Source organism: Pectobacterium polaris, assembly GCF_002307355.1.
Taxonomy (GTDB): domain Bacteria; phylum Pseudomonadota; class Gammaproteobacteria; order Enterobacterales; family Enterobacteriaceae; genus Pectobacterium; species Pectobacterium polare.
The window spans coordinates 2,010,464-2,028,568 of the sequence record NZ_CP017481.1; the positions used below are offsets into that span (position 1 = coordinate 2,010,464).

At 47.0% G+C, this 18,105-nt stretch carries 18 protein-coding genes and 1 other RNA gene; 5 read left to right on the forward strand and 14 right to left on the reverse strand.

Going from position 1 to position 18,105, the window contains the following annotated elements; translation table 11 throughout:
• Nucleotides 1-110: 110 nt before the first annotated feature.
• The 3 genes from BJJ97_RS09115 to nifJ form a co-directional block, all read right to left on the reverse strand.
• Nucleotides 111-908, reverse strand: coding sequence for a deaminated glutathione amidase (locus tag BJJ97_RS09115; protein WP_095993724.1), 798 nt, complete (start codon nucleotides 906-908; stop codon nucleotides 111-113).
• A 21-nt stretch (nucleotides 909-929) separates the two neighbouring features.
• Complete coding sequence (cybB, locus tag BJJ97_RS09120; protein ID WP_039470919.1) at nucleotides 930-1,466, reverse strand: cytochrome b561; 537 nt, start codon at nucleotides 1,464-1,466, stop codon at nucleotides 930-932.
• A 397-nt stretch (nucleotides 1,467-1,863) separates the two neighbouring features.
• Nucleotides 1,864-5,397 carry a pyruvate:ferredoxin (flavodoxin) oxidoreductase gene (nifJ, locus tag BJJ97_RS09125; protein ID WP_095993725.1) on the reverse strand — a complete coding sequence of 1,178 codons (3,534 nt, stop codon included), beginning with the start codon at nucleotides 5,395-5,397 and terminating at the stop codon, nucleotides 1,864-1,866.
• Nucleotides 5,398-5,809: 412 nt separating this feature from the next.
• Here nifJ and BJJ97_RS09130 point away from each other — a divergent pair, with 412 nt between their 5' ends.
• Nucleotides 5,810-6,235 carry a hypothetical protein gene (locus BJJ97_RS09130; RefSeq protein ID WP_095993726.1) on the forward strand — a complete coding sequence of 142 codons (426 nt, stop codon included), beginning with the start codon at nucleotides 5,810-5,812 and terminating at the stop codon, nucleotides 6,233-6,235.
• An 81-nt stretch (nucleotides 6,236-6,316) separates the two neighbouring features.
• Here BJJ97_RS09130 and BJJ97_RS09135 read toward each other — a convergent pair whose 3' ends face one another.
• Entirely contained in the window at nucleotides 6,317-7,255 is a 939-nt protein-coding gene (locus BJJ97_RS09135) for a LysR substrate-binding domain-containing protein (protein WP_095995344.1), read from the reverse strand.
• Between the two features lie 137 nt (nucleotides 7,256-7,392).
• On the opposite strand from BJJ97_RS09135, the gene BJJ97_RS09140 reads away from it, so the two are divergent.
• Nucleotides 7,393-7,875, forward strand: a complete 483-nt coding sequence (locus BJJ97_RS09140) for a GNAT family N-acetyltransferase (protein WP_095993727.1) — start codon at nucleotides 7,393-7,395, stop codon at nucleotides 7,873-7,875.
• A 43-nt stretch (nucleotides 7,876-7,918) separates the two neighbouring features.
• Here the strand turns inward: BJJ97_RS09140 and BJJ97_RS09145 are convergent, their stop codons facing one another.
• The 3 genes from BJJ97_RS09145 to BJJ97_RS09155 all read right to left on the reverse strand — a co-directional run bounded on the left by BJJ97_RS09145 (nucleotide 7,919) and on the right by BJJ97_RS09155 (nucleotide 10,544).
• Nucleotides 7,919-8,545, reverse strand: coding sequence for a LysE family translocator (locus BJJ97_RS09145; protein ID WP_095993728.1), 627 nt, complete (start codon nucleotides 8,543-8,545; stop codon nucleotides 7,919-7,921).
• A gap of 268 nt (nucleotides 8,546-8,813) precedes the next feature.
• Entirely contained in the window at nucleotides 8,814-9,596 is a 783-nt protein-coding gene (locus tag BJJ97_RS09150; RefSeq protein ID WP_095993729.1) for a transporter substrate-binding domain-containing protein, read from the reverse strand.
• A gap of 369 nt (nucleotides 9,597-9,965) precedes the next feature.
• Entirely contained in the window at nucleotides 9,966-10,544 is a 579-nt protein-coding gene (locus BJJ97_RS09155; protein ID WP_095993730.1) for a hypothetical protein, read from the reverse strand.
• Nucleotides 10,545-10,723: 179 nt separating this feature from the next.
• Here BJJ97_RS09155 and BJJ97_RS09160 point away from each other — a divergent pair, with 179 nt between their 5' ends.
• The gene (locus BJJ97_RS09160; protein WP_095993731.1) at nucleotides 10,724-10,969 is read left to right on the forward strand and encodes a type II toxin-antitoxin system Phd/YefM family antitoxin; all 246 of its coding nucleotides are present in this window, start codon (nucleotides 10,724-10,726) and stop codon (nucleotides 10,967-10,969) included.
• 783 nt (nucleotides 10,970-11,752) lie between these two features.
• Here BJJ97_RS09160 and BJJ97_RS09165 read toward each other — a convergent pair.
• The 5 genes from BJJ97_RS09165 to BJJ97_RS09190 all read right to left on the reverse strand — a co-directional run bounded on the left by BJJ97_RS09165 (nucleotide 11,753) and on the right by BJJ97_RS09190 (nucleotide 15,929).
• The gene (locus BJJ97_RS09165; RefSeq protein ID WP_095993732.1) at nucleotides 11,753-11,962 is read right to left on the reverse strand and encodes a KTSC domain-containing protein; all 210 of its coding nucleotides are present in this window, start codon (nucleotides 11,960-11,962) and stop codon (nucleotides 11,753-11,755) included.
• Nucleotide 11,963: 1 nt separating this feature from the next.
• Nucleotides 11,964-13,751, reverse strand: a complete 1,788-nt coding sequence (locus BJJ97_RS09170; RefSeq protein WP_095993733.1) for an ATP-binding protein — start codon at nucleotides 13,749-13,751, stop codon at nucleotides 11,964-11,966.
• Nucleotides 13,741-14,928 carry an SIR2 family protein gene (locus tag BJJ97_RS09175; RefSeq protein WP_095993734.1) on the reverse strand — a complete coding sequence of 396 codons (1,188 nt, stop codon included), beginning with the start codon at nucleotides 14,926-14,928 and terminating at the stop codon, nucleotides 13,741-13,743. The genes BJJ97_RS09170 and BJJ97_RS09175 overlap by 11 nt, the downstream gene beginning before the upstream one ends.
• A 583-nt stretch (nucleotides 14,929-15,511) precedes the next feature.
• Entirely contained in the window at nucleotides 15,512-15,688 is a 177-nt protein-coding gene (locus BJJ97_RS22060) for a hypothetical protein (protein WP_157910773.1), read from the reverse strand.
• Nucleotides 15,678-15,929 carry a type II toxin-antitoxin system Phd/YefM family antitoxin gene (locus BJJ97_RS09190; protein ID WP_095993736.1) on the reverse strand — a complete coding sequence of 84 codons (252 nt, stop codon included), beginning with the start codon at nucleotides 15,927-15,929 and terminating at the stop codon, nucleotides 15,678-15,680. The genes BJJ97_RS22060 and BJJ97_RS09190 overlap by 11 nt, the downstream gene beginning before the upstream one ends.
• A gap of 129 nt (nucleotides 15,930-16,058) precedes the next feature.
• Between BJJ97_RS09190 and BJJ97_RS09195 the strand changes: the two genes are divergently transcribed.
• Together BJJ97_RS09195 and BJJ97_RS09200 are read left to right on the forward strand one after the other, a co-directional pair.
• Nucleotides 16,059-16,529, forward strand: coding sequence for an STM2901 family protein (locus BJJ97_RS09195; RefSeq protein ID WP_095993737.1), 471 nt, complete (start codon nucleotides 16,059-16,061; stop codon nucleotides 16,527-16,529).
• Complete coding sequence (locus BJJ97_RS09200; RefSeq protein ID WP_227003581.1) at nucleotides 16,529-16,858, forward strand: DUF1493 family protein; 330 nt, start codon at nucleotides 16,529-16,531, stop codon at nucleotides 16,856-16,858. The genes BJJ97_RS09195 and BJJ97_RS09200 overlap by 1 nt, the downstream gene beginning before the upstream one ends.
• Nucleotides 16,859-17,157: 299 nt before the next feature.
• On the opposite strand, the gene ssrA is transcribed toward BJJ97_RS09200, so the two are convergent.
• Nucleotides 17,158-17,520, reverse strand: a transfer-messenger RNA (tmRNA) gene (gene ssrA, locus BJJ97_RS09205).
• 50 nt (nucleotides 17,521-17,570) lie between these two features.
• Nucleotides 17,571-18,053 (reverse strand): SsrA-binding protein SmpB, encoded by a 483-nt coding sequence (gene smpB, locus BJJ97_RS09210; RefSeq protein ID WP_095701677.1) that lies wholly within the window; start codon nucleotides 18,051-18,053, stop codon nucleotides 17,571-17,573.
• Nucleotides 18,054-18,105 lie beyond the last annotated feature (52 nt).

Below are 18,105 nucleotides of genomic sequence, written 5' to 3' on the forward strand. Positions count from 1 at the left end.
CGGATGCGCATTATATGTGCAGAACGGCCTCAGAGGGAAACAACATGTGTAACTAATCACACTTTTTGGCGCACGAGTGGGAAAGAAAACCTCTTAGGGTGAATCTCGACTCAGTTTTCCTCTTCCAACGTGGGTGTGCTAAAGCGGCGATTAGCCAGTACCGGAAGAATCTGACGGGCATACGCCAGTCGTTCTGGGTCAATGTCGGCATAGATGAGAGCCGGTGTTTCCGGTGCCTGAACCACGACAACGCCTAAAGGATCGACCACCATGCTGTTGCCGATATTCTTGACGCCGCACTCGCCAACGGCGACGAGATAAGTGGTGTTTTCCAGTGCCCTGGCGCGCACCAATAATTCCCAATGTGTTTCTTTCAGCGGCCCCTTAATCCAGGCGGAGGGAAGAACGAGTACGTCTGCGCCGTCCAGCACCAAACGGCGTGCAAGCTCAGGGAAGCGGATGTCATAGCAGGTCATCAGCCCGACGTTCAACCCGGCGATGGTTAACAGCGGCGGAACCTCTTCGCCTGCCAGTACGTTTTCCGATTCCTGTACGGAAAACGCATCGTACAGATGCAGCTTCCGGTATTGAGCGACGATCTCACCGTTGCGCAGCGCCAGCAGCGTGTTCCAGACTTTCCCTTCGCCATTCGGGATATGTACACACAGCATGGTCGTCAGGTCGCTGCCTTTGCTGGCTTCCAGCAGATGCGAGATAAACGGGCCATCAAGCGGTTGGGCGGCGGTGAGCACCATGTTGGGATTGGTAATATCGCGAGCCAGCACGCCTTCGGGCAGCACCAGCAGGTCGGCACCGTTTTGCTGTGCTGACAACATAAACTCAGTGATGGTCGTGGCGTTTTGCTGCCACTCGCGGTCAACGGCGAATTGTCCCAGTGCGACTTTCATGCTTGCTCCTTCGTTGCCCGATTAATCGCGCTTGGCTGGCATCATGCGCAGCAGCGTATTGTCTTTCATAACATAGTGGTGGAACAGGGCAGCGGCGGTATGCAGGGCAATGAGCCAGTATCCTAACGGTGCCAGTGTTTCATGCCAGCCGATCAGCGTTTCAGCCAGATCGAAATTTGGTGTCGCGGCTGTTGGCATGCCGATACCAAAAAGCATCCAGTCCCGACCGCTGTAATAGCGCGAGGCAACGCCCAGTATCGGCAGCGTGATAAACAGCAGGTAAATCACGGCGTGGGTAAGCGAACCCAGAGCACTTTGCCAACGAGAGGGCGCTGGCGTAATGGCGGGTGAGGTATGCCGATGACGCAAGAATAGGCGAGCCAGCATGAGAACCAGTATGGCTACGCCGCAGCTAAAGTGCGTCACCATCATCACGGTGCGCAGCAGCGAACCGCGTTCAGCAAATCCGCGCAGCTCGATGGTGGCATAAGTCACAACGAGCAACAGAAAAACCAGCCAGTGCAATGCAATCTGCGATGGTGCGAACTTTCCTTTCATGTTTCGTCCTCTGCGACGTTGAGAGCGGTTTGACACCGTAACGAGCGAATAATCTCATAAAGTATAAGGTAACTTGCGTCTTGTCAGCCCCTCTTTACCATGCCTGACAAACTGGGCTATCGGCGCTGGATTCTTCGGTATTCAACCTAGTTTGGATGAGGAAAACCGCAACGACTCGCAAGGGGGCGGTCAGGGATGGCACGCCATAAAAAGTTTCCGGGAGAAATTTTTAACGTTGCATCAGCAACGGCCCGCAAGGGTGGCGGTCAGGGATGGCACGCCATAAAAAGTTTCCGGGAGAAATTTTTAACGTTGCATCAGCAACGGCCCGTAAGGGTGGCGGCCAGGGATGGCACGCCATAAAAAAACCGGCCGAAGCCGGTTTGGAGCGGAACGATTATTCCTGCGGGTTTTTCTCCGCCTTGCCTGCCATCATCGTCAGGAAGTCAAAGCGGCGGCGCAGATCCAGTTCTGCTTCTTCATAGAGCTGCGCGGTTTCTTCCGGCATCATGTTATTCAGTCGGCGGAAGCGTTGCTCTTTCAGCAGCGTTTCACTCAGGCTGCTGGATGGCGGACGAGAATCCGTCACCAGTGCTGGTTTACCTTCCTCGGCGCGACGTGGATCGAAGCGGTAGAGCGGCCAGAAGCCGGTTGCCGTCAATTGACGCATCTGATCGTGGCTGAATGCCAGATCGTAGCCATGCTCTTCGCATGGGCTGTACGCGATAATCAGCGATGGGCCCGGCCAGGCTTCGGCTTCCTGAATCGCTTTCACCGTCTGGTTCAGCTGTGCGCCCAGTGAGATCTGCGCGACATACACGTGACCGTACATCATGACGTTGATGCCGAGATCTTTACGCGCTTTGCGTTTGCCTTTCTCACCAAATTTGGTCACTGCGCCCAGCGGTGTCGCTTTGGACTGCTGTCCACCAGTGTTGGAGTAGCACTGCGTATCCAGCACCAGCACGTTGACGTTTTCGCTCAGGCTCATGACGTGATCCAGCCCGCCGTAGCCGATATCGTACGCCCAGCCGTCGCCGCCGATAAGCCAGATAGATTTATCGACAAAGTGGTCGGCTTCGCTCGCCAGCACCTTGGCATCGTTATCATTGATAGCTGCCAGCAATCCACGTAGCTGTTCAATCTGCTGACGGCGCAGGTCAGGCACAATGGACTCTTCCTGCAACGCGTTAACCAGATCCGGCGGCAGCTGCGGTGCCAGTTTATTGAGCAGACGGACGGCTCGCTGACGGTGCTGATCGACGCTCAGGCGGAAGCCCAGACCGAATTCGGCGTTATCCTCGAACAGCGAGTTGGCCCAAGCCGGACCGCGACCGTTGGCATCAGTCGTCCACGGCGTAGTAGGCAGGTTACCGCCATAAATAGATGAACAGCCCGTCGCATTCGCGACCAGCAGACGATCGCCATAGAGCTGCGTTAGCAGTTTGATGTACGGCGTTTCGCCACAGCCGGAACAGGCACCGGAATACTCGAACAGTGGCGAAATCAGCTGAGAAGTACGGATATCGATACGTTCCAGCGTAGATTTGTCGATTTCCGGCAATTGCAGGAAGAAATCGTAGTTCTCTTTCTCCGCCGTCAGATTATCCAGACGGGATTCCATATTGATAGCTTTGATTTCTGGGTTCTGACGGTCTTTGGCCGGACAAACTTCCACGCAGAGGTTACAGCCAGTGCAGTCTTCCGGGGCGACCTGCAACACGTATTTCTGGCCGCGCATGTCGCGGGCTTTCACATCCAGCGATTGCAGTGAAGCGGGTGCATTTTCCATTGCATCAGGCTGAACGACTTTGGCACGAATAGCCGAGTGCGGGCAGGCGGCGACGCAGTGGTTACACTGCGTACAAAGCTGCGGCTGCCACAGCGGAATCTCTTCCGCGATATTACGTTTTTCCCACTTGGTGGTGCCGGTCGGCCAGGTGCCATCGGGCGGCAGGGCGGAAACGGGCAGCGTATCGCCCAGACCCGCCAGCATCGCGGCCGTGACAGTCTTGACGAAATCGGGCGCGGCGTCGGAAACCACTGGCGGGCGCTGCGGGCTGTCTGGGTTGACGGCTTCCCGCGGCACTTCTGCCAGCGCTTCCAATGTGGCGCTCAGCGCCTGCCAGTTACGTTCAACCAGCTCCTGACCTTTACTGCCGTAGCTCTTGGCGATGGCGCTACGCAGTTTTTCCACCGCTACATCGGCTGGCAGAATCTGTGACAGGTGGAAGAACGCCATCTGCATGACGGTGTTGATGCGCGCACCCAGATGGCACTCGCGGGCAATCTTGGCGGCGTTGATGCAGTACACGCGGGCATTGCGCTGATTCAGCCCTGCCTGCACTTCCTGCGGCAAACGGTGCCACAGATCGTCGCTGCTATACGGCGAGTTGATCAGGAAAACGCCGCCGGGCTTCAGCCGTTCGACCATGCTGTACTTGTCGATAAACTGCCACTGATGACAGGCGACGAAATCGGCCTGATCGATCAGGTAGGCGGAGTTGATCGGGTGCGGGCCCACACGCATGTGGGAAACGGTCAGGCTACCGGCTTTCTTCGAGTCATAGACAAAGTAGCCCTGCACAAACATCGGCGTGGTTTCACCGACGATTTTGATGGCGTTCTTGGTCGCAGAAACGGTGCCGTCACTGCCCAGACCGTAGAACAGGGCTTCGAGCGATGCGCCGCTGGGAAAATGCTGTTCCGGCAGTGGCAGAGACAGATTGGTGACGTCGTCATAAATCCCAACAGTAAAGCGCGGTCTTGGGTTAGCAAGCGCTAACTCATTAAAGATCGCCTGTATGCACTGCGGGGTAAATTCTTTGGAAGACAGGCCATAACGTCCACCAATCACGCGTGGCATGAGTGAACGCTCACCTACGGAAAACGCCTCAGCCAGCGCGGTCATCACATCGAGATACAGCGGTTCTGCCAGCGCACCCGGCTCTTTTGTGCGGTCCAGTACTGCGATGCTCTTCGCTGTTTGCGGAATGACGGCCAGCAGATGCTTGGCGGAGAACGGGCGATACAGGCGGATTTTCACCACGCCGACTTTCTCGCCGCGTGTCAGCAGCGTATCGATCACTTCTTCGCAGGTACCGACGCCAGAGCCCATCAGGACGACGATTTTGGTCGCTTCCGGGTGGCCATAGTATTCAAACGGCTGATACTGGCGTCCTGTCGCGGCGGCGAAATCGTTCATCGCCTGCTCAACGTGCTCATAAGCTGCGTCATACCAGCGATTGGTTGCTTCGCGCGCCTGGAAGAAGGTATCCGGGTTAGAGGCGGTACCACGAATTACCGGACGTTCCGGTGTGAGCGCTCGCTCACGGTGTGCATCAATGGATTTCTGCGGCAGAAGTTGGCGAATCACGTCATCGCTCAGCGGCTCAATCTTATTGATTTCGTGTGAGGTACGGAAACCGTCGAAGAAATGGATAAACGGCAGGCGGCTGTTCAGGCTGGCGATTTGCGAAATCAGCGCAAAGTCCTGCGCTTCCTGCACATTGCTGGCGCACAGCATGGCACAACCCGTCTGGCGCACGGCCATGACATCTGAGTGATCGCAAAAGATAGAAAGCGCATGCGTCGCAACCGTACGGGCAGCGACGTGCAAGACGAACGGGGTTAGCTCACCAGCCAGCTTATACAGCGTGGGGATCATCAGCAGCAGACCCTGCGATGAGGTGAACGTAGTAGCGAGTGTGCCCGTCTGCAATGCGCCGTGGACGGTAGCGATCGCGCCGCCTTCCGATTGCATTTCAACAACGCGGGGCGTATCTCCCCATATATTCAGCCCGCCGTCGCTCGACCAGGCGGCCGCGTGTTCAGCCATGCTGGAACTGGGAGTGATGGGGTAGATGGCGATGACTTCATTAGTTCGCCAGGCCACGGAGGCGACTGCGTTATTACCGTCGGTGGTGATCATGACTTATAGCCTTCTTGCTCACTAAGCCTTTCATTTTACATGGTCTTTTCGGACGATGAAAATGACTGGGCATAAACGAAAATACGATTTTTATCGGGTGATTATCGCATTTCAGGAAAAAAGAGGGTGGAACGATGTATGCGGAGTTGTATCAAACTGTGTTTTATCCCCGTCATACTTCAAGCCGCATGTGCGTTGGCTTTCTATTCTATCTATATCTACGCGCAGCTCTGGCTTTAGGAGGTCTGCGTTTCCTAAAGTTGGGCATATCATACACCTCAGCGCGGATTGATGTCTTTTTGTACCCATTGAAGGGTATCGCCGCATGATTTTATTTGCTCATTACTGCCATGACAGGTAGCGTGCTTATACTAAAATAACATCTGTAATCAATGTATGAAGGAACCGAACGATGGCAAATGATGAAATAAAAAATAAATTGGTTTCCGTACTGGCTTCACAACAGGCGCAGGGAAAAACGCCAGAACAGGCTGTCGAACACATCCTTCAGGCATTGGGTGGACGAGCTAATGAGGTGTCCCGTATTTCGATTTTGACGTCGACATTAATTGCCGATGTGCTTTATACCGTGTATCAGGAGACGATCACACACCAGCAGATTGCGGTTATTTTACGCAAACTGTGTTACGCCGCCCGTGACATTGCCACTGCATTACACGCCATTTATCCCCAACTCACCGCCCATGAAATCGGCCAGCTTTTGCAGAGTCCGGAAATTTATCCGACGATCGATCGCGCCGCATTGCTTGATGCGCTGACCTACGCCAACTTTTCCAAAGCGGAAAGTGAGCAGGTTGCTGACGCTCTCGGCATTTAATATCAGAACACTTTGCTACCGGATTGCTACCGGAACAGAACCGACAATCAGACAGCCAGGCTTGTGATTTTCCTATCGCCGCTATCCGTTCGTTATGGGATGTGTCACCAGCCTGTGTAACAGGTTTTTAATCCACTGGCTGGCTTCCGAACGGCTATTGCGGCGATGGCTGTATATCTTCACGCGATAAGGTGGCACGCTGAAAGGCAAGGCGTGAATCCGTAACGGCAGGAATTGCTCAAAGATTGTCGCGACGTTGCGTGGTAATGCCATGATCAGCGTTGAATCGGCAATGATAAACGGCGCACTCATCATGGATGGCGTTTTTAGTGCGATATGACGTTTCTTGTTGAGCTTATCCAGCTCGTAGTCAATCACCCCGCGTGATTCATTCCAGGGCGTCACGACAAGGTGGCGGGCGGCGAGGTAATCATCCAGCGTAAGCGCCTCGCCTGACGGATAATCAGCGGCGGTGATGATGACATAGCTGTCTTCAATCCAGTCTATCTCCTCAATTTCCCTGTTCTCCGATTGCGTCATATCGGTGAACCCTAAAGCAAAGTCGATTTTCCCTGCCAGCAAATCCGTAAGCGCGACCTTCTGCGGTGAATAAACCAGATTGAATTTGATATGGGGTGCCAGCTTTTCCATGTGCGCCATCAGGGTTGGAAACACCGAGAACGCGGTGTAATCGGTGATGGAAAAGGTGAAACTTTCCGTGCTGCGGGCGGGATTAAAGCGTGGGCGCGGCGTCAGACCTTGCGTCAACAGCGCCAGACTTTCCGCGATCGGCTCTGCAATATCGTCTGCCACTACGGTCGGATGCATGGTGTTGCCAACCCGAAAAAATAGCTCATCGGAAAACGTATTGCGCAAGCGCGTCAGCGCGTGGCTGACCGCCGATGCGCTCATCGCCAGCTCTTTTGCCGCTGCGGCGACGGATCGATGCTGGTACACGCTGTTAAATACCACCAGTAAATTTAAATCGATGCGCCGTAAATCCAGATGCATGATGTTCATCAGTCGCTGTAGAGAATGCAGTTCATACAGTATTTTTAATCCGGTAGCATGGCAAGCCTTGGTCATGGTTAGCATTGGCAAAATTAGCACCGGAGAAGAGAGACGTTATGAACCCAGCCCCTATGGAGCCAGCCTTTATGGATATAGCCATCCGCCCCGCGCAGAAATCAGATGCGAGCGTGATTCTGGATTTAATTATCGAGCTTGCCGTGTATGAGAAGGCACGCCACGAAGTGCTGGCCTCGCTTGAGGATATTGAGCGCTCGCTATTTGGCGAAGGAGCGACGGCTGAAACGCTGATTTGCGAGATTGATGGCAAGCCCGTCGGCTATGCGATTTTCTTCATGAGCTATTCAACCTGGTTGGGGAAATATGGCATCTATCTGGAAGATCTCTACATCGCGCAGGCGTATCGTAATGCGGGTGCGGGCAAAGCGCTGCTGAAACAGGTTGCGCGTCTTGCACAAGAAAGGCAGTGCGGACGGCTGGAATGGAGCGTGCTGGACTGGAACCAACCCGCGATCGATTTCTATAAGAGCATTGGTGCGAAGCCGCAGGATGAGTGGGTTCGCTATCGGATGGACGAGAAGGGCATCGCTGATTTTGTCACGGCATCGTAACGGTGTCGCTCCTGCCAGCCTGAAGGCAGCAGGAGCCAGTCAATTAACGCGTTGACGCCGCCAACGTGGTGCCTGCGAGAATAAAGATCCCGCCCGTCGAGCGGTTAAACAGCTTGATGCGGCGCGGGTTGGAGAAAAGGCCCGATAAACGACGGCCGGTGCAGGCATAGATGAACATGATGCTGAAATCGAAGACTGCCCAGGTCACAGCGAGAATGATGAGCTGTAGGGCGTGCGGGGCGCTGGTATCGATAAAATTGGGGAAGAGCGCGGCGAAAAATAGCAGATCTTTCGGATTACTGATCCCGACCAGAAAGCCTTTGCGGAATAGTGGGAACCAGCCCGGAGCCGAGGCTTCCTGCACGTCCTGCTCTGTGGTGCTCATATCCTTGGAACGCCATGATGCGATGCCCAACCAGATGAGATAAACCGCACCAATAATTTTTAATACGATAAACGCGGTGGTTGACGCAGCGAGGATGGCACCTAATCCTAATGCTGAACAGGACATCAATATCATTGCCGCGCTGACGCCACCGAGTACGGTTGCGGTCGCGCGTGAAGCGCCGTAGCGTAAACCGTGCGACATGCTGATTAAGGCGGATGGGCCCGGAATGGCAATCAGGGCGATGATGATGCCTGTATAAGCCAGCCAGAGGTGAAGGCTCATGATTTCTCCTGCGTGTAGTTCACTGTAATAGCGACATTGAGAGCGGTGATGTGAAGCGATATATATTCACATACCTATCGCTATTTTCCAACGCGCGATAGTAACAGAAAAGGGGCCGATAGCGCTCGCCCTCTTTATCAAGATTCTGTTGCTGACGCTGGTGCGGAGCACAATGATAAACGGGGCATTTCTACGAAATCTCCCCGGCCTTCTGATAGGTCAGGGAGAACTGTTGAGCATGAAAATAATCAGTAAACTGCGCCTGATATTATTCCTTCACGCTTAAATCGATATCACCAAAATAGCGTTTCTGTATTTTTGCATATATGCCTTTTTGAACGATATCTTTCAGCCCCTGATTGATGAGCTGTTTTGTTTCCGTATCGTCTTTGCGTATACCGTATGCAGAGCCGAGGCTAAATAAATCCGCATCGGTCACTTCCGGGCCTTTTAGCTCAAAATCTTTACCCTGTGAGGTTTTTAAAAATCCAAACGCGACGGCAACCGACGGACACAGTGCGCCTTCCACTCTTCCTGACTGTAAATCCTCATAAATGGCTTCCTGATCGGGATAGCTTTTAACCATCACCCCGGCGGGTAGCCAATATTTATTGGCGTAGGCTTCCTGAATGGTGCCTTGCTGTACCGCGATATTTTTCCCGCGCAGTAGCTCAGCTTGGGGAAGAAGATTGGAGTCTTTCCTTGCGACAAGTTTGGTGGGAACGTGGAAAACATAGTCACTGAAATCTATCGATTCCTTTCGCTTACGTGTCACGCCAAGCGGCGCAATGACGTCTATTTTTTTTGCGAGAAGGGCGGGAATCTGGGAATCGAACGTATTCACGATATAGTCACACTTTGCATTTACCGATTTACAGATAGCATCAGTTACCTCGATTTCAAATCCCGATGGATTACCATTTTTATCCATGCTCTGAAAAGGGGGATATGTTAAATCGACGCCGATACGCAGTATGTCCGATTTGGCAAATGCAAAGGGAGAAATAGCAAAAATGACAACGATCTTCATGAGAGATAATTTTCTGAACATAGCAGTAACACCTCTTTTTAGTCGTATAAAATGAATATCAACATTCCGGTATTCGTATTATCACCAGTGATAGGACGTAAATTGGATCGCGAATCATCATCCAGCCCACGTTTGAAAAACTGACGTTAATTTACACTTGAAATTATAACAAATTGTTATTATTTGCTTTCGTGATGTAAAATTGCGCTATCGGTGATGTCTAAACGTGTAAACAGGAAATACATCCCAGTGGATGATTTCATCTTGGCGGGGGTGCTGATGTTCATTGCATACCGAAAACCGACCTGAGCGAGTTTCCGGTATTTTAATCTATTAACCTTACTAAATGTGCCAATAATACGGTGGAATTGGCGACTTTGAAGGTGAGCGCTACTTGTAGGTAAAGTGATAATCGACAATATACGTGCCGAGTTCATTGACTCGCGCGGTGATCCATAACGCATCCATTCCTTGCCTTCTTTTTTTAAAAAGCATTTCTCTGTTGGTACATAACTGTTTAAATTGCCCAGTATGGACATCTTTAACCCATATGCCAGCTTCGCAACGACTACTTTTCCCTGTGGATGGCCCAGGAAAAACAATCTCATAATCGGATGTGTAATTAATCACGTCATCGGGAAACAGATAAACGTACACGTCAAAAATATTCACGATGGAAAGAAATCCCAACACAAAGCCATACAGGAACATTTCGAGCATATGCTTGAGTTTCTTCTTTACCGCTCGAGAGTAGAGCCCACGGCCAGCAAAGATAAACCCCAAAACGATCCCAAAGGTAAGGTAGATAGTAAAGTCAGGGAGTGTCTCGATCAGTATCGTGCGGCGCGACAGCTGCGAGGCCCAAAGCATGTACCAGAAAATAGATAGCATGATGGATAAGACGAGAAGAGTAACGAGAAAACTCTTCGACAATAAATAAGTTATCGCTTTTTTATAAAGACGGCGCATCTATCCATGACCTGCATCAACAGCGTGTTTTGTTGGTATTTTACCTGACTTGATGGCTTAAAGAATCAACTCTGTTGCTTGTTATGGTCCGGGGATTTGGACTGGTTAGATTGACTTGACCAATTTTTTGGTGGCTAATTATGGTTGAAATATATACAAGAAATAAATGGGAGGACGTTATGGAAAAGGTCAACATCTACGAAGCAAAAACGAATCTTTCCAAACGACTTAATGGTGTGATGAAAACGGGAGAGCCATTCCTGATTACGCGTAATGGTAATACGTTGATAAAGGTTGTGGCCTACACAGAAGAGAAGCCAAAGCGTAAACTGAATTTTATAAAGGCTAAAGGAACGGTTCCGGATAACGTTGATGAGTTTAACAGCACAGAAATTCAGGGTATGTTTGAAGGGGGGTATGAATAATTTATTGACTCGATGCTAATATTTTTATCTTTCTTCGCTATCGTTCAAAATACCTAACGGAATAGGTAAAAACATTATTAAAAACACCGATAATGAGCTTCAATTCAGTTCTACTAGTATTTGAGAAGTTTCTATCAATTTTCTTTAAATAAACCTGATTTTAATATTGACCCTGATACACTAAGGCAAAGGGGTTTTTGATAAAATACTTATTTCGCAAGCAAATTATGAAGGTTTTATCTGCATCACATCAGATAATAAAATAATCGAATTATCCTCTACGTTTGTATCAATTACACCTAATCGATAATGTCATATTGGTGAGCTTGCTGCTGTTGCATAAACGATTGGAGCCTGTTTTGTCGTTTCTGGTTTTCTATTTTGCCGACTCACATTTTGGCAGGAACTCTAGTACATTACTGGGTCAGGATTTCCGTGCTCGACTACGTCGTAAAGCGGATCTTGTATCTTTCAGAGTGGTAAATATACAGGCAATAGGGCGCTAAGGATCGGCATTCCTCAATCTTCGCTGATTCTCATCGCCGCTGGCATCACTACAGCTTTTTTGTGTCCACATTATGCCATTTGAAAGTTTTTCTTTTTGGCAAGTCTGTTTGCAAAGCATAGCGTATGCATAGGTGTATGAAACTGCATGCAAAGCTATGCGCTTATAGGATCCCCCAAGCCATATGAGGCACTGTTCTGGGGCTTTATGCACCGGTATGAAAAGCGATGCATAAAGCATGCAGGCGAGGGGGATAGTATTGCGTAAGAGCTCTGATATTAAATTTTTTGCGTAGGATAGCTGTTTCTAATATTATGGCTAAAATAAGAACCAACAGAGCCTGCATTTAACAAATCAGTATAAATATTTTCTGGAACACTATAATACTGATAGATTCCTCCATTATTAAACTCTATTTCAAGAGTTAAAGAATCACTATCATAGCCAACTGATGCTATATTTGAAGAGCTAACAGCTATTCTTTCCATTTCACTTATCCTCTTTTATTGGTTTACTTAAACGCCATGCTTCTATTAACTTGGAGTAATCTCTATCGGGGTCTCTAGGTTTAGCCCAAGCTTTACTAACTTCAGGGTCTTGACTATCTGGATAGAATCCTTGAGGTGGTAGTTTAAACTTGCACCTTGAGGGGAGCTTAACAGCTTCTCCAATAATAATTGCTTCTCCTGTTCTTAGGATAGGCAATGAATCGATTAGCGAACTGAGTCCATCTGACATAGCTGCTTTGACTTTAGAGCGATCATTTGCATTCGTCAGTCTCAGTGCAAAGAGAGTCCCACATTGAGATAAAATGGTATCATCAATTTCAGATGGTCTTTGGCTGATAATCATAAGACCTACACCAAATTTCCTGCCTTCTTTAGCTATTCGTTGAACTAAATTATTAGTTAAACCATCATCTCTGCTAGAAAGATATCTATGAGCTTCTTCTAGAACGAATAAAACAGGGTTTTTCTTTAGTCCTGATTTTAAATTTCTACCCCATAGAGAGGCTTCAAATATAATGCTCATTATTGAACTCAGGAGCATATCTAATTGAGTAGATGGCATACCGGATAAATCTAGTATAGAAATAGGTTTGTCATGATTCAACCATTCACTTAGAAGGTCATCTAAGTCTTTTTCTATCACTCCGTTTTCATCAGGAGTGTAGCTCTCAGGTGAAAGAAAAAAAGAATACTGACTATCAAGTAATCTCGATTTCATTAAATTTAATTGTTTTGTTAATACATTGTTTCCTTTCTTGAAGGGCGGTGTACTAGATGTTCCAGGAGGTCTAAATTTAGGAGGGGTTAGTGATTTAGCATCACCAGAAATTTCATCTTTGAAAGCAGGAGTTGTGAAGTCTTTTTCTAAATATGTTGCTGTATCATCAAATATAGAGCTATACCATAATTTTTTAAGGTCGAATGGTAGTGGAGTAAATGAAGTTACTTTGCTTTCATCAATGTAATTTATTTTGTTTTCACTGATTGATTTCTTTTTCTCTTCAGTTATGAACTCAATCATAGAATTTTTGCTTAGTTCGTTAATATTTCCGCAAAGAAAATCAATCAATTTATCCGTAGGAAGAGCCCAATAGGGAATATTTAGTTTACTCTCATCTTGAGATGGGTCAACAGAGAAAACTTTAGCTATATCTTTGAGGGCTGTTGAATACTCGCCATGTATATCAACTAATAGGATTCTTGAAGAACTTTCTTCCTTATCACTAAATATACAAATTGAGCGAAGCAAGCCAGATACGCTGGTTGATTTTCCCGATCCTGTAGAGCCTACGATTGCAGAATGCCTTGTTACTAATTTATCAATATCTAAATTAACATCTATGCTTTCTGAACTAGCTAATTTTCCGACATTGATCAGATTTTCACTTTCTGAACCATATACAAGTTTCAAATCTGAATCCAGTACCATGTGAACATCATCACCAACTGATGGATATTGACTTATTCCTCTATCGAAAAATCCACAAGAACTTTCACCGATGAGTTCAACAATCATAACTCTGTTATCGGAGGACACGTTATCGTCTTTATCAATGATTGAGCTTTCATTACTTGAGGCAACTACACCATAAAGATCATTATAACCTTGTGGTATCCTAACAAAACTTCCAACTTGTCCTACTTTATGAGTCCTACCTTCAACAACAAGTAAACCTGAAATTACTTTCGGCGAAAGTTTAATTGTGACGGAAGAACTAGATATTGAAGATATGATTCCAATAGAGGTCGATTTCAATTTATTGTTCATTTTTTTCAACCTCAAGAGGTAATTCATGCGGCTCTGATGAAGTTGCAACCTCACCACCAGCAATCGCTAGAAATCTTGCTAGTAATTTAAAATCACCTAAAGTAAATTCTTTATCTTCGTTTAAATACTCTTTTCGAACTAACTCCCAATTTTTACTTGGAAGTTCTCCAGTTTTCCAAATTGCATTAATTGTGTTTATAACTGCACCATCTTTGCAGTAAATGCTAAGGTTAGGATTTCTTTTGGCTAAATCGACGGCGTACGATTCTTCTTCTAATTTTTTGTATTGAAAAGCTATTACTGCACTTGTTGGATTCGCCGATAAGCATTCGCTAATTTTTGATGAAATGTGTGCATCTGCAAAAGAAAAACCGGTTGTAATTAGTAAGGAGTCAGGTTCCATCAAAAAATTTTTTAAACGCTCAAATAATGCAGAAAAGGGAGCTGCTTGTGTTTGAGAATATTTTATATGCGAAGGATAAACCATATTAGATACTTCACATTCGGGGAGCCTTGTTACCTGTCCATTATCTCGCATCATCCAACCTATTGAACCATGTAACTTCCATAGCCTTACCCATCTAGGAGGTAGATCATTTGTTGAAATACTGGCAGGATCAAAAAAAGCGAATCTTGAACCAGTAAACCCATCAAAGAAAGGTGTTTGAGAACGTTCTAATGCATCCTCACATAATAAATCGTAATTTGTGGTGAATATCTCCACACCGTGACTTCGGTTAATTCCATTTACCCAAGAAATTAACTCGCTGTACGGATTATCCTTTTCTGGTAAAGATTTGCTAACTACATCTTTTATTTTAGAGCAAATGGCTAATTCTAGTTCTCTATATTTATTGGCATTTGCACCATGAACTTCATGGTCTCCAATGATGTCAGCTAATGTCCTCACATCAGATAATATTTTTTCTAAGTTATTTTTTATATTACCTTCAAGATTTTCAAATATTTTAAGAAGATCATCACTCAAAGATTTTTTAACATGGCTAGTAAGTCCATCAATGTTTGGGATTAATGGTTCATAATCACCATTATGCCCTACATTAATGCTCACTGGGGCGCCAGCTCCAATTAATATTCCTATTTTTTTTCTTCCATTTGTTACTATTTGTCTAAAATCAAACATATACGTATCGGGGTTGTGAATAGATGCAATCATAGATTTTCCATTAATTTTCAATTAAAGGTACGAGACATATAATTTTCCAACCAACCCATAAAATAGATCCGTTGCGTAAGATAAAGTGAGCGATTATATACTCTACGGACATCATTTTTTTCTGAGTGAACCAAGGCGGAAACTATGAATGACATCAGGGTTTAATCTAGCTTCATTCATGGCAACGCTGGTTATTGAGCGTAGACCATGTTTCCCCAGCTTTCCACTATAAAGGTGTATTTGCGTTTTAGTTGTTCATAGACTTTTTCTAGGAAGGTGAAAGGTGAGAAGAGCATGTTTATGGTTTTCACCGAGCAGGTCGGCGTTAGCAGCCTTTATACCAATACTCTCTGGATTCAGGCGAACATTGTCAGACCGATACGGACACAAAAAACCATAGGGTTTGTGCTGTGCGAGCTTTCTGGATTTCACCCGACGTACCCGGATCATAATGGCTGGGGGAATCTGAATATTCAACGTAACGTGATGATATTTATGTTTTAAGTGTAAATTCAGACTTTATTCATAGGCCTAAACGTGAGCCTACGAAAAGTGACGATGAGTATGTGAGATAAAAATGAGGTCAATTTTCACTCAATTCTTTACGCCTTTTGATCGCAGAGAGTAATGCTGGTGAAATTGGCACTTCGGATAGTAGGGTAGTTGCGAATTGATGTTGTTCTTCAATCTCTAGCTTAAGCAACATTGCCTCTTCGTTTTTTGGCGAACGCTTTTCTTCACATTTTAATTTATAACTCATCCAGATCGACCCTAACGCGTTTCCCTTTCATCCGGGAACGGGCGATTTTGGCAAGTTCGATATCTTCCTGATAGTCAGCCAGCGCTTCCCATGTTTCTGGGGAAACATAGTAGCCAGAGATGCGGCCATTGGTTAACACAGCTACAGGCTCGCCGTTAGCTTCTTTCAGCGCGGCATTGGGCGATTTTTTAAAGTCGCTGATACTCACGGCTGCATTGGCAAGGATTGGTTGTACGGACATAATCAGCCTCTTTTAAGTATGATATTTGATACTGAATTTAGCACTCAATCAAGAAAGCAGCACAATCACGGTATAAATGTGACACCAAATAAAATAATATTGAAAATACATTAAAAACAGGGAGGTTTAATGGATACTACTGAGGAACTCAATAATACATATTATTATCATGGGCATGGAAATTTAACTGCTGGTGAGTTATTTAACCTGATCTTTCTTGAAAATTTTTCTTCTCGCACCGGTTTAGAGATTACAGCGGCGGTGCTGATCCTCTCAGGGCAACCCTATCTGAAGGTATCAGGGAAACTATCCGCCGCCACTGCGACGCCCGGAACCAGTGTTGCTTCCAGAGTATCACGAGCTTTGCTAAGAGATTTACGCTTCCCTTATGGGTTAAGGCCGCTCACGCCTATGGGAAAAAACCTCGCGACATTGAAGATGGTTCCTACGAATAAGATTGCCTCTTTTGTTGGTCGTTATATTCCATGGATAGGCTACGTCCAATTGATAGCTATAATGCAATCGGTAGCAAGGGACACCCGTCGACAGTATAACCTGATCGCTAGGCCAAAAGACCGTATTGAATGGACGTATTTCTGATGAGCAAAAGAGATATCGAAAATGAGGTTATTCAATACCTCATGGAACGTTACCCGATTAGGAAACATTGGTTTAAATCCGGTATTAGGCAAGTCACTAAAGACTGGACGTTACAGGATGATTACCAGTTTCTGCCGGAAGATGCTCACGATTTTCTTCTCGATGTATTCGGACATTTTAATATTGATTATTCAAACTTCGAAGGAAGAAATTATTTTGAATATGAGTATCCAATCTGGCAAAAGAAACCACTATCGAAAGCGTTACAACCGCTCACTGTCGGGATGATTATTGAGTCAGCTAAAGCAGGGAAATGGTTATACGATTAGAGGCATCTAATTATTGATGCCGTATTGATGTGTTTGTGTGACGTAAAAAACCTGCTGGGGTAGTTTCTGGTGTCTACCTCACCGGCTCACATTTTGGCAGCCAGTCAGCATCTGATTCATCTTTCAGCTCAAGATTAGCCTGTATTCTCAGTTTGCGTATACCTAAACGTATGCCAATAATCTCTGGATTCAGGCGAATATTGTCGGACAATGACGGACACAAAAAAGCCCGCAGGGCTTGCGCCATGCGGGCTTTTCGTACTTCATCGGACTTATCTGGTAATAACCGATGTCTAAATTGGTGGAGCTGGGGGGATTTGAACCCCCGTCCGGAACTACTCTACCGTCGGTACTACATGCTTAGTCTATCTTTACATTCGCTTGCCAGCTGCGAATAGACACGCCACTAACAAACTAGCCTGATTAGATTTAGTGCTTCAACCCCAGGCAAGGCATCCACACGATCTCTTTTGGGTTTGACCTCTCTTGATCCCCGTCCTAAGAGCGGAGGCTAGGGAGAGAGGGCTATAAGCAGGTTATTAAGCTGCTAAAGCGTAGTTTTCGTCGTTTGCGACTATTTTTTTGCGGCTTTTTACGAGGCAAACCGCCCCTCGGCATGCACCTTGGGCTTTGCAAATCCCGTCGAATCCAGAATCAGCCCCCAAGAAACTGTCGCCAGTATACCAGAACTTACCGTTGTTAAGCCAGTGGCTTAGCGATTGGCGTTCTTCATGATACGGGCTTTGTCTAACTTCCATTCACGTTCTTTGATGTCATCACGCTTGTCGTGATCTTTTTTACCTTTCGCCACGCCGATTTTGACTTTGCTCCAGGCATTTTTCCAATACATGGACAGCGCGACGACCGTGTAGCCTTCACGACTGACGCGGCCGAACAGTGAATCTAGCTCGCGTTTGTTGAGCAGGAGTTTGCGCGTGCGTATGGGATCGCACACGACGTGTGATGAAGCCACATTCAGCGGCGTGATCGTTGCGCCAAACAGGTAAGCTTCACCGTTCATGAAGGTGACATAGCTATCGCTGAGGTTTGCTTTACCTGCGCGCAGTGATTTGACTTCCCATCCTTGCAGCGCAAGGCCAGCCTCAAATTCTTCCTCAATGGAGTATTCGTGACGGGCGCGCTTGTTCTGCGCAATGGTGGCGGAACCGGGTTTGTATGCTTTTTTCTTTGTCATAGTGCCGTCATTATACTGGATGTCATTGGGAATGAAATCCCCGCCGTGCGTC

What these genes read in the sequence shown, in the direction of transcription:
- BJJ97_RS09165 (WP_095993732.1), bottom strand. Translation starts at nt 11,962, where the DNA reads ATGGAAAGAATAGCTGTTAGCTCTTCAAATATAGCATCAGTTGGCTAT.
- nifJ (WP_095993725.1), bottom strand. Translation starts at nt 5,397, where the DNA reads ATGATCACCACCGACGGTAATAACGCAGTCGCCTCCGTGGCCTGGCGA.
- BJJ97_RS09175 (WP_095993734.1), bottom strand. Translation starts at nt 14,928, where the DNA reads ATGATTGCATCTATTCACAACCCCGATACGTATATGTTTGATTTTAGA.
- BJJ97_RS09170 (WP_095993733.1), bottom strand. Translation starts at nt 13,751, where the DNA reads ATGAACAATAAATTGAAATCGACCTCTATTGGAATCATATCTTCAATA.
- smpB (WP_095701677.1), bottom strand. Translation starts at nt 18,053, where the DNA reads ATGACAAAGAAAAAAGCATACAAACCCGGTTCCGCCACCATTGCGCAG.
- BJJ97_RS09135 (WP_095995344.1), bottom strand. Translation starts at nt 7,255, where the DNA reads ATGAACATCATGCATCTGGATTTACGGCGCATCGATTTAAATTTACTG.
- BJJ97_RS22060 (WP_157910773.1), bottom strand. Translation starts at nt 15,688, where the DNA reads ATGAGTTATAAATTAAAATGTGAAGAAAAGCGTTCGCCAAAAAACGAA.
- BJJ97_RS09115 (WP_095993724.1), bottom strand. Translation starts at nt 908, where the DNA reads ATGAAAGTCGCACTGGGACAATTCGCCGTTGACCGCGAGTGGCAGCAA.
- BJJ97_RS09140 (WP_095993727.1), top strand. Translation starts at nt 7,393, where the DNA reads ATGGATATAGCCATCCGCCCCGCGCAGAAATCAGATGCGAGCGTGATT.
- cybB (WP_039470919.1), bottom strand. Translation starts at nt 1,466, where the DNA reads ATGAAAGGAAAGTTCGCACCATCGCAGATTGCATTGCACTGGCTGGTT.
- BJJ97_RS09130 (WP_095993726.1), top strand. Translation starts at nt 5,810, where the DNA reads ATGGCAAATGATGAAATAAAAAATAAATTGGTTTCCGTACTGGCTTCA.
- BJJ97_RS09150 (WP_095993729.1), bottom strand. Translation starts at nt 9,596, where the DNA reads ATGTTCAGAAAATTATCTCTCATGAAGATCGTTGTCATTTTTGCTATT.
- BJJ97_RS09145 (WP_095993728.1), bottom strand. Translation starts at nt 8,545, where the DNA reads ATGAGCCTTCACCTCTGGCTGGCTTATACAGGCATCATCATCGCCCTG.
- BJJ97_RS09195 (WP_095993737.1), top strand. Translation starts at nt 16,059, where the DNA reads ATGGATACTACTGAGGAACTCAATAATACATATTATTATCATGGGCAT.
- BJJ97_RS09200 (WP_227003581.1), top strand. Translation starts at nt 16,529, where the DNA reads ATGAGCAAAAGAGATATCGAAAATGAGGTTATTCAATACCTCATGGAA.
- BJJ97_RS09160 (WP_095993731.1), top strand. Translation starts at nt 10,724, where the DNA reads ATGGAAAAGGTCAACATCTACGAAGCAAAAACGAATCTTTCCAAACGA.
- BJJ97_RS09190 (WP_095993736.1), bottom strand. Translation starts at nt 15,929, where the DNA reads ATGTCCGTACAACCAATCCTTGCCAATGCAGCCGTGAGTATCAGCGAC.
- BJJ97_RS09155 (WP_095993730.1), bottom strand. Translation starts at nt 10,544, where the DNA reads ATGCGCCGTCTTTATAAAAAAGCGATAACTTATTTATTGTCGAAGAGT.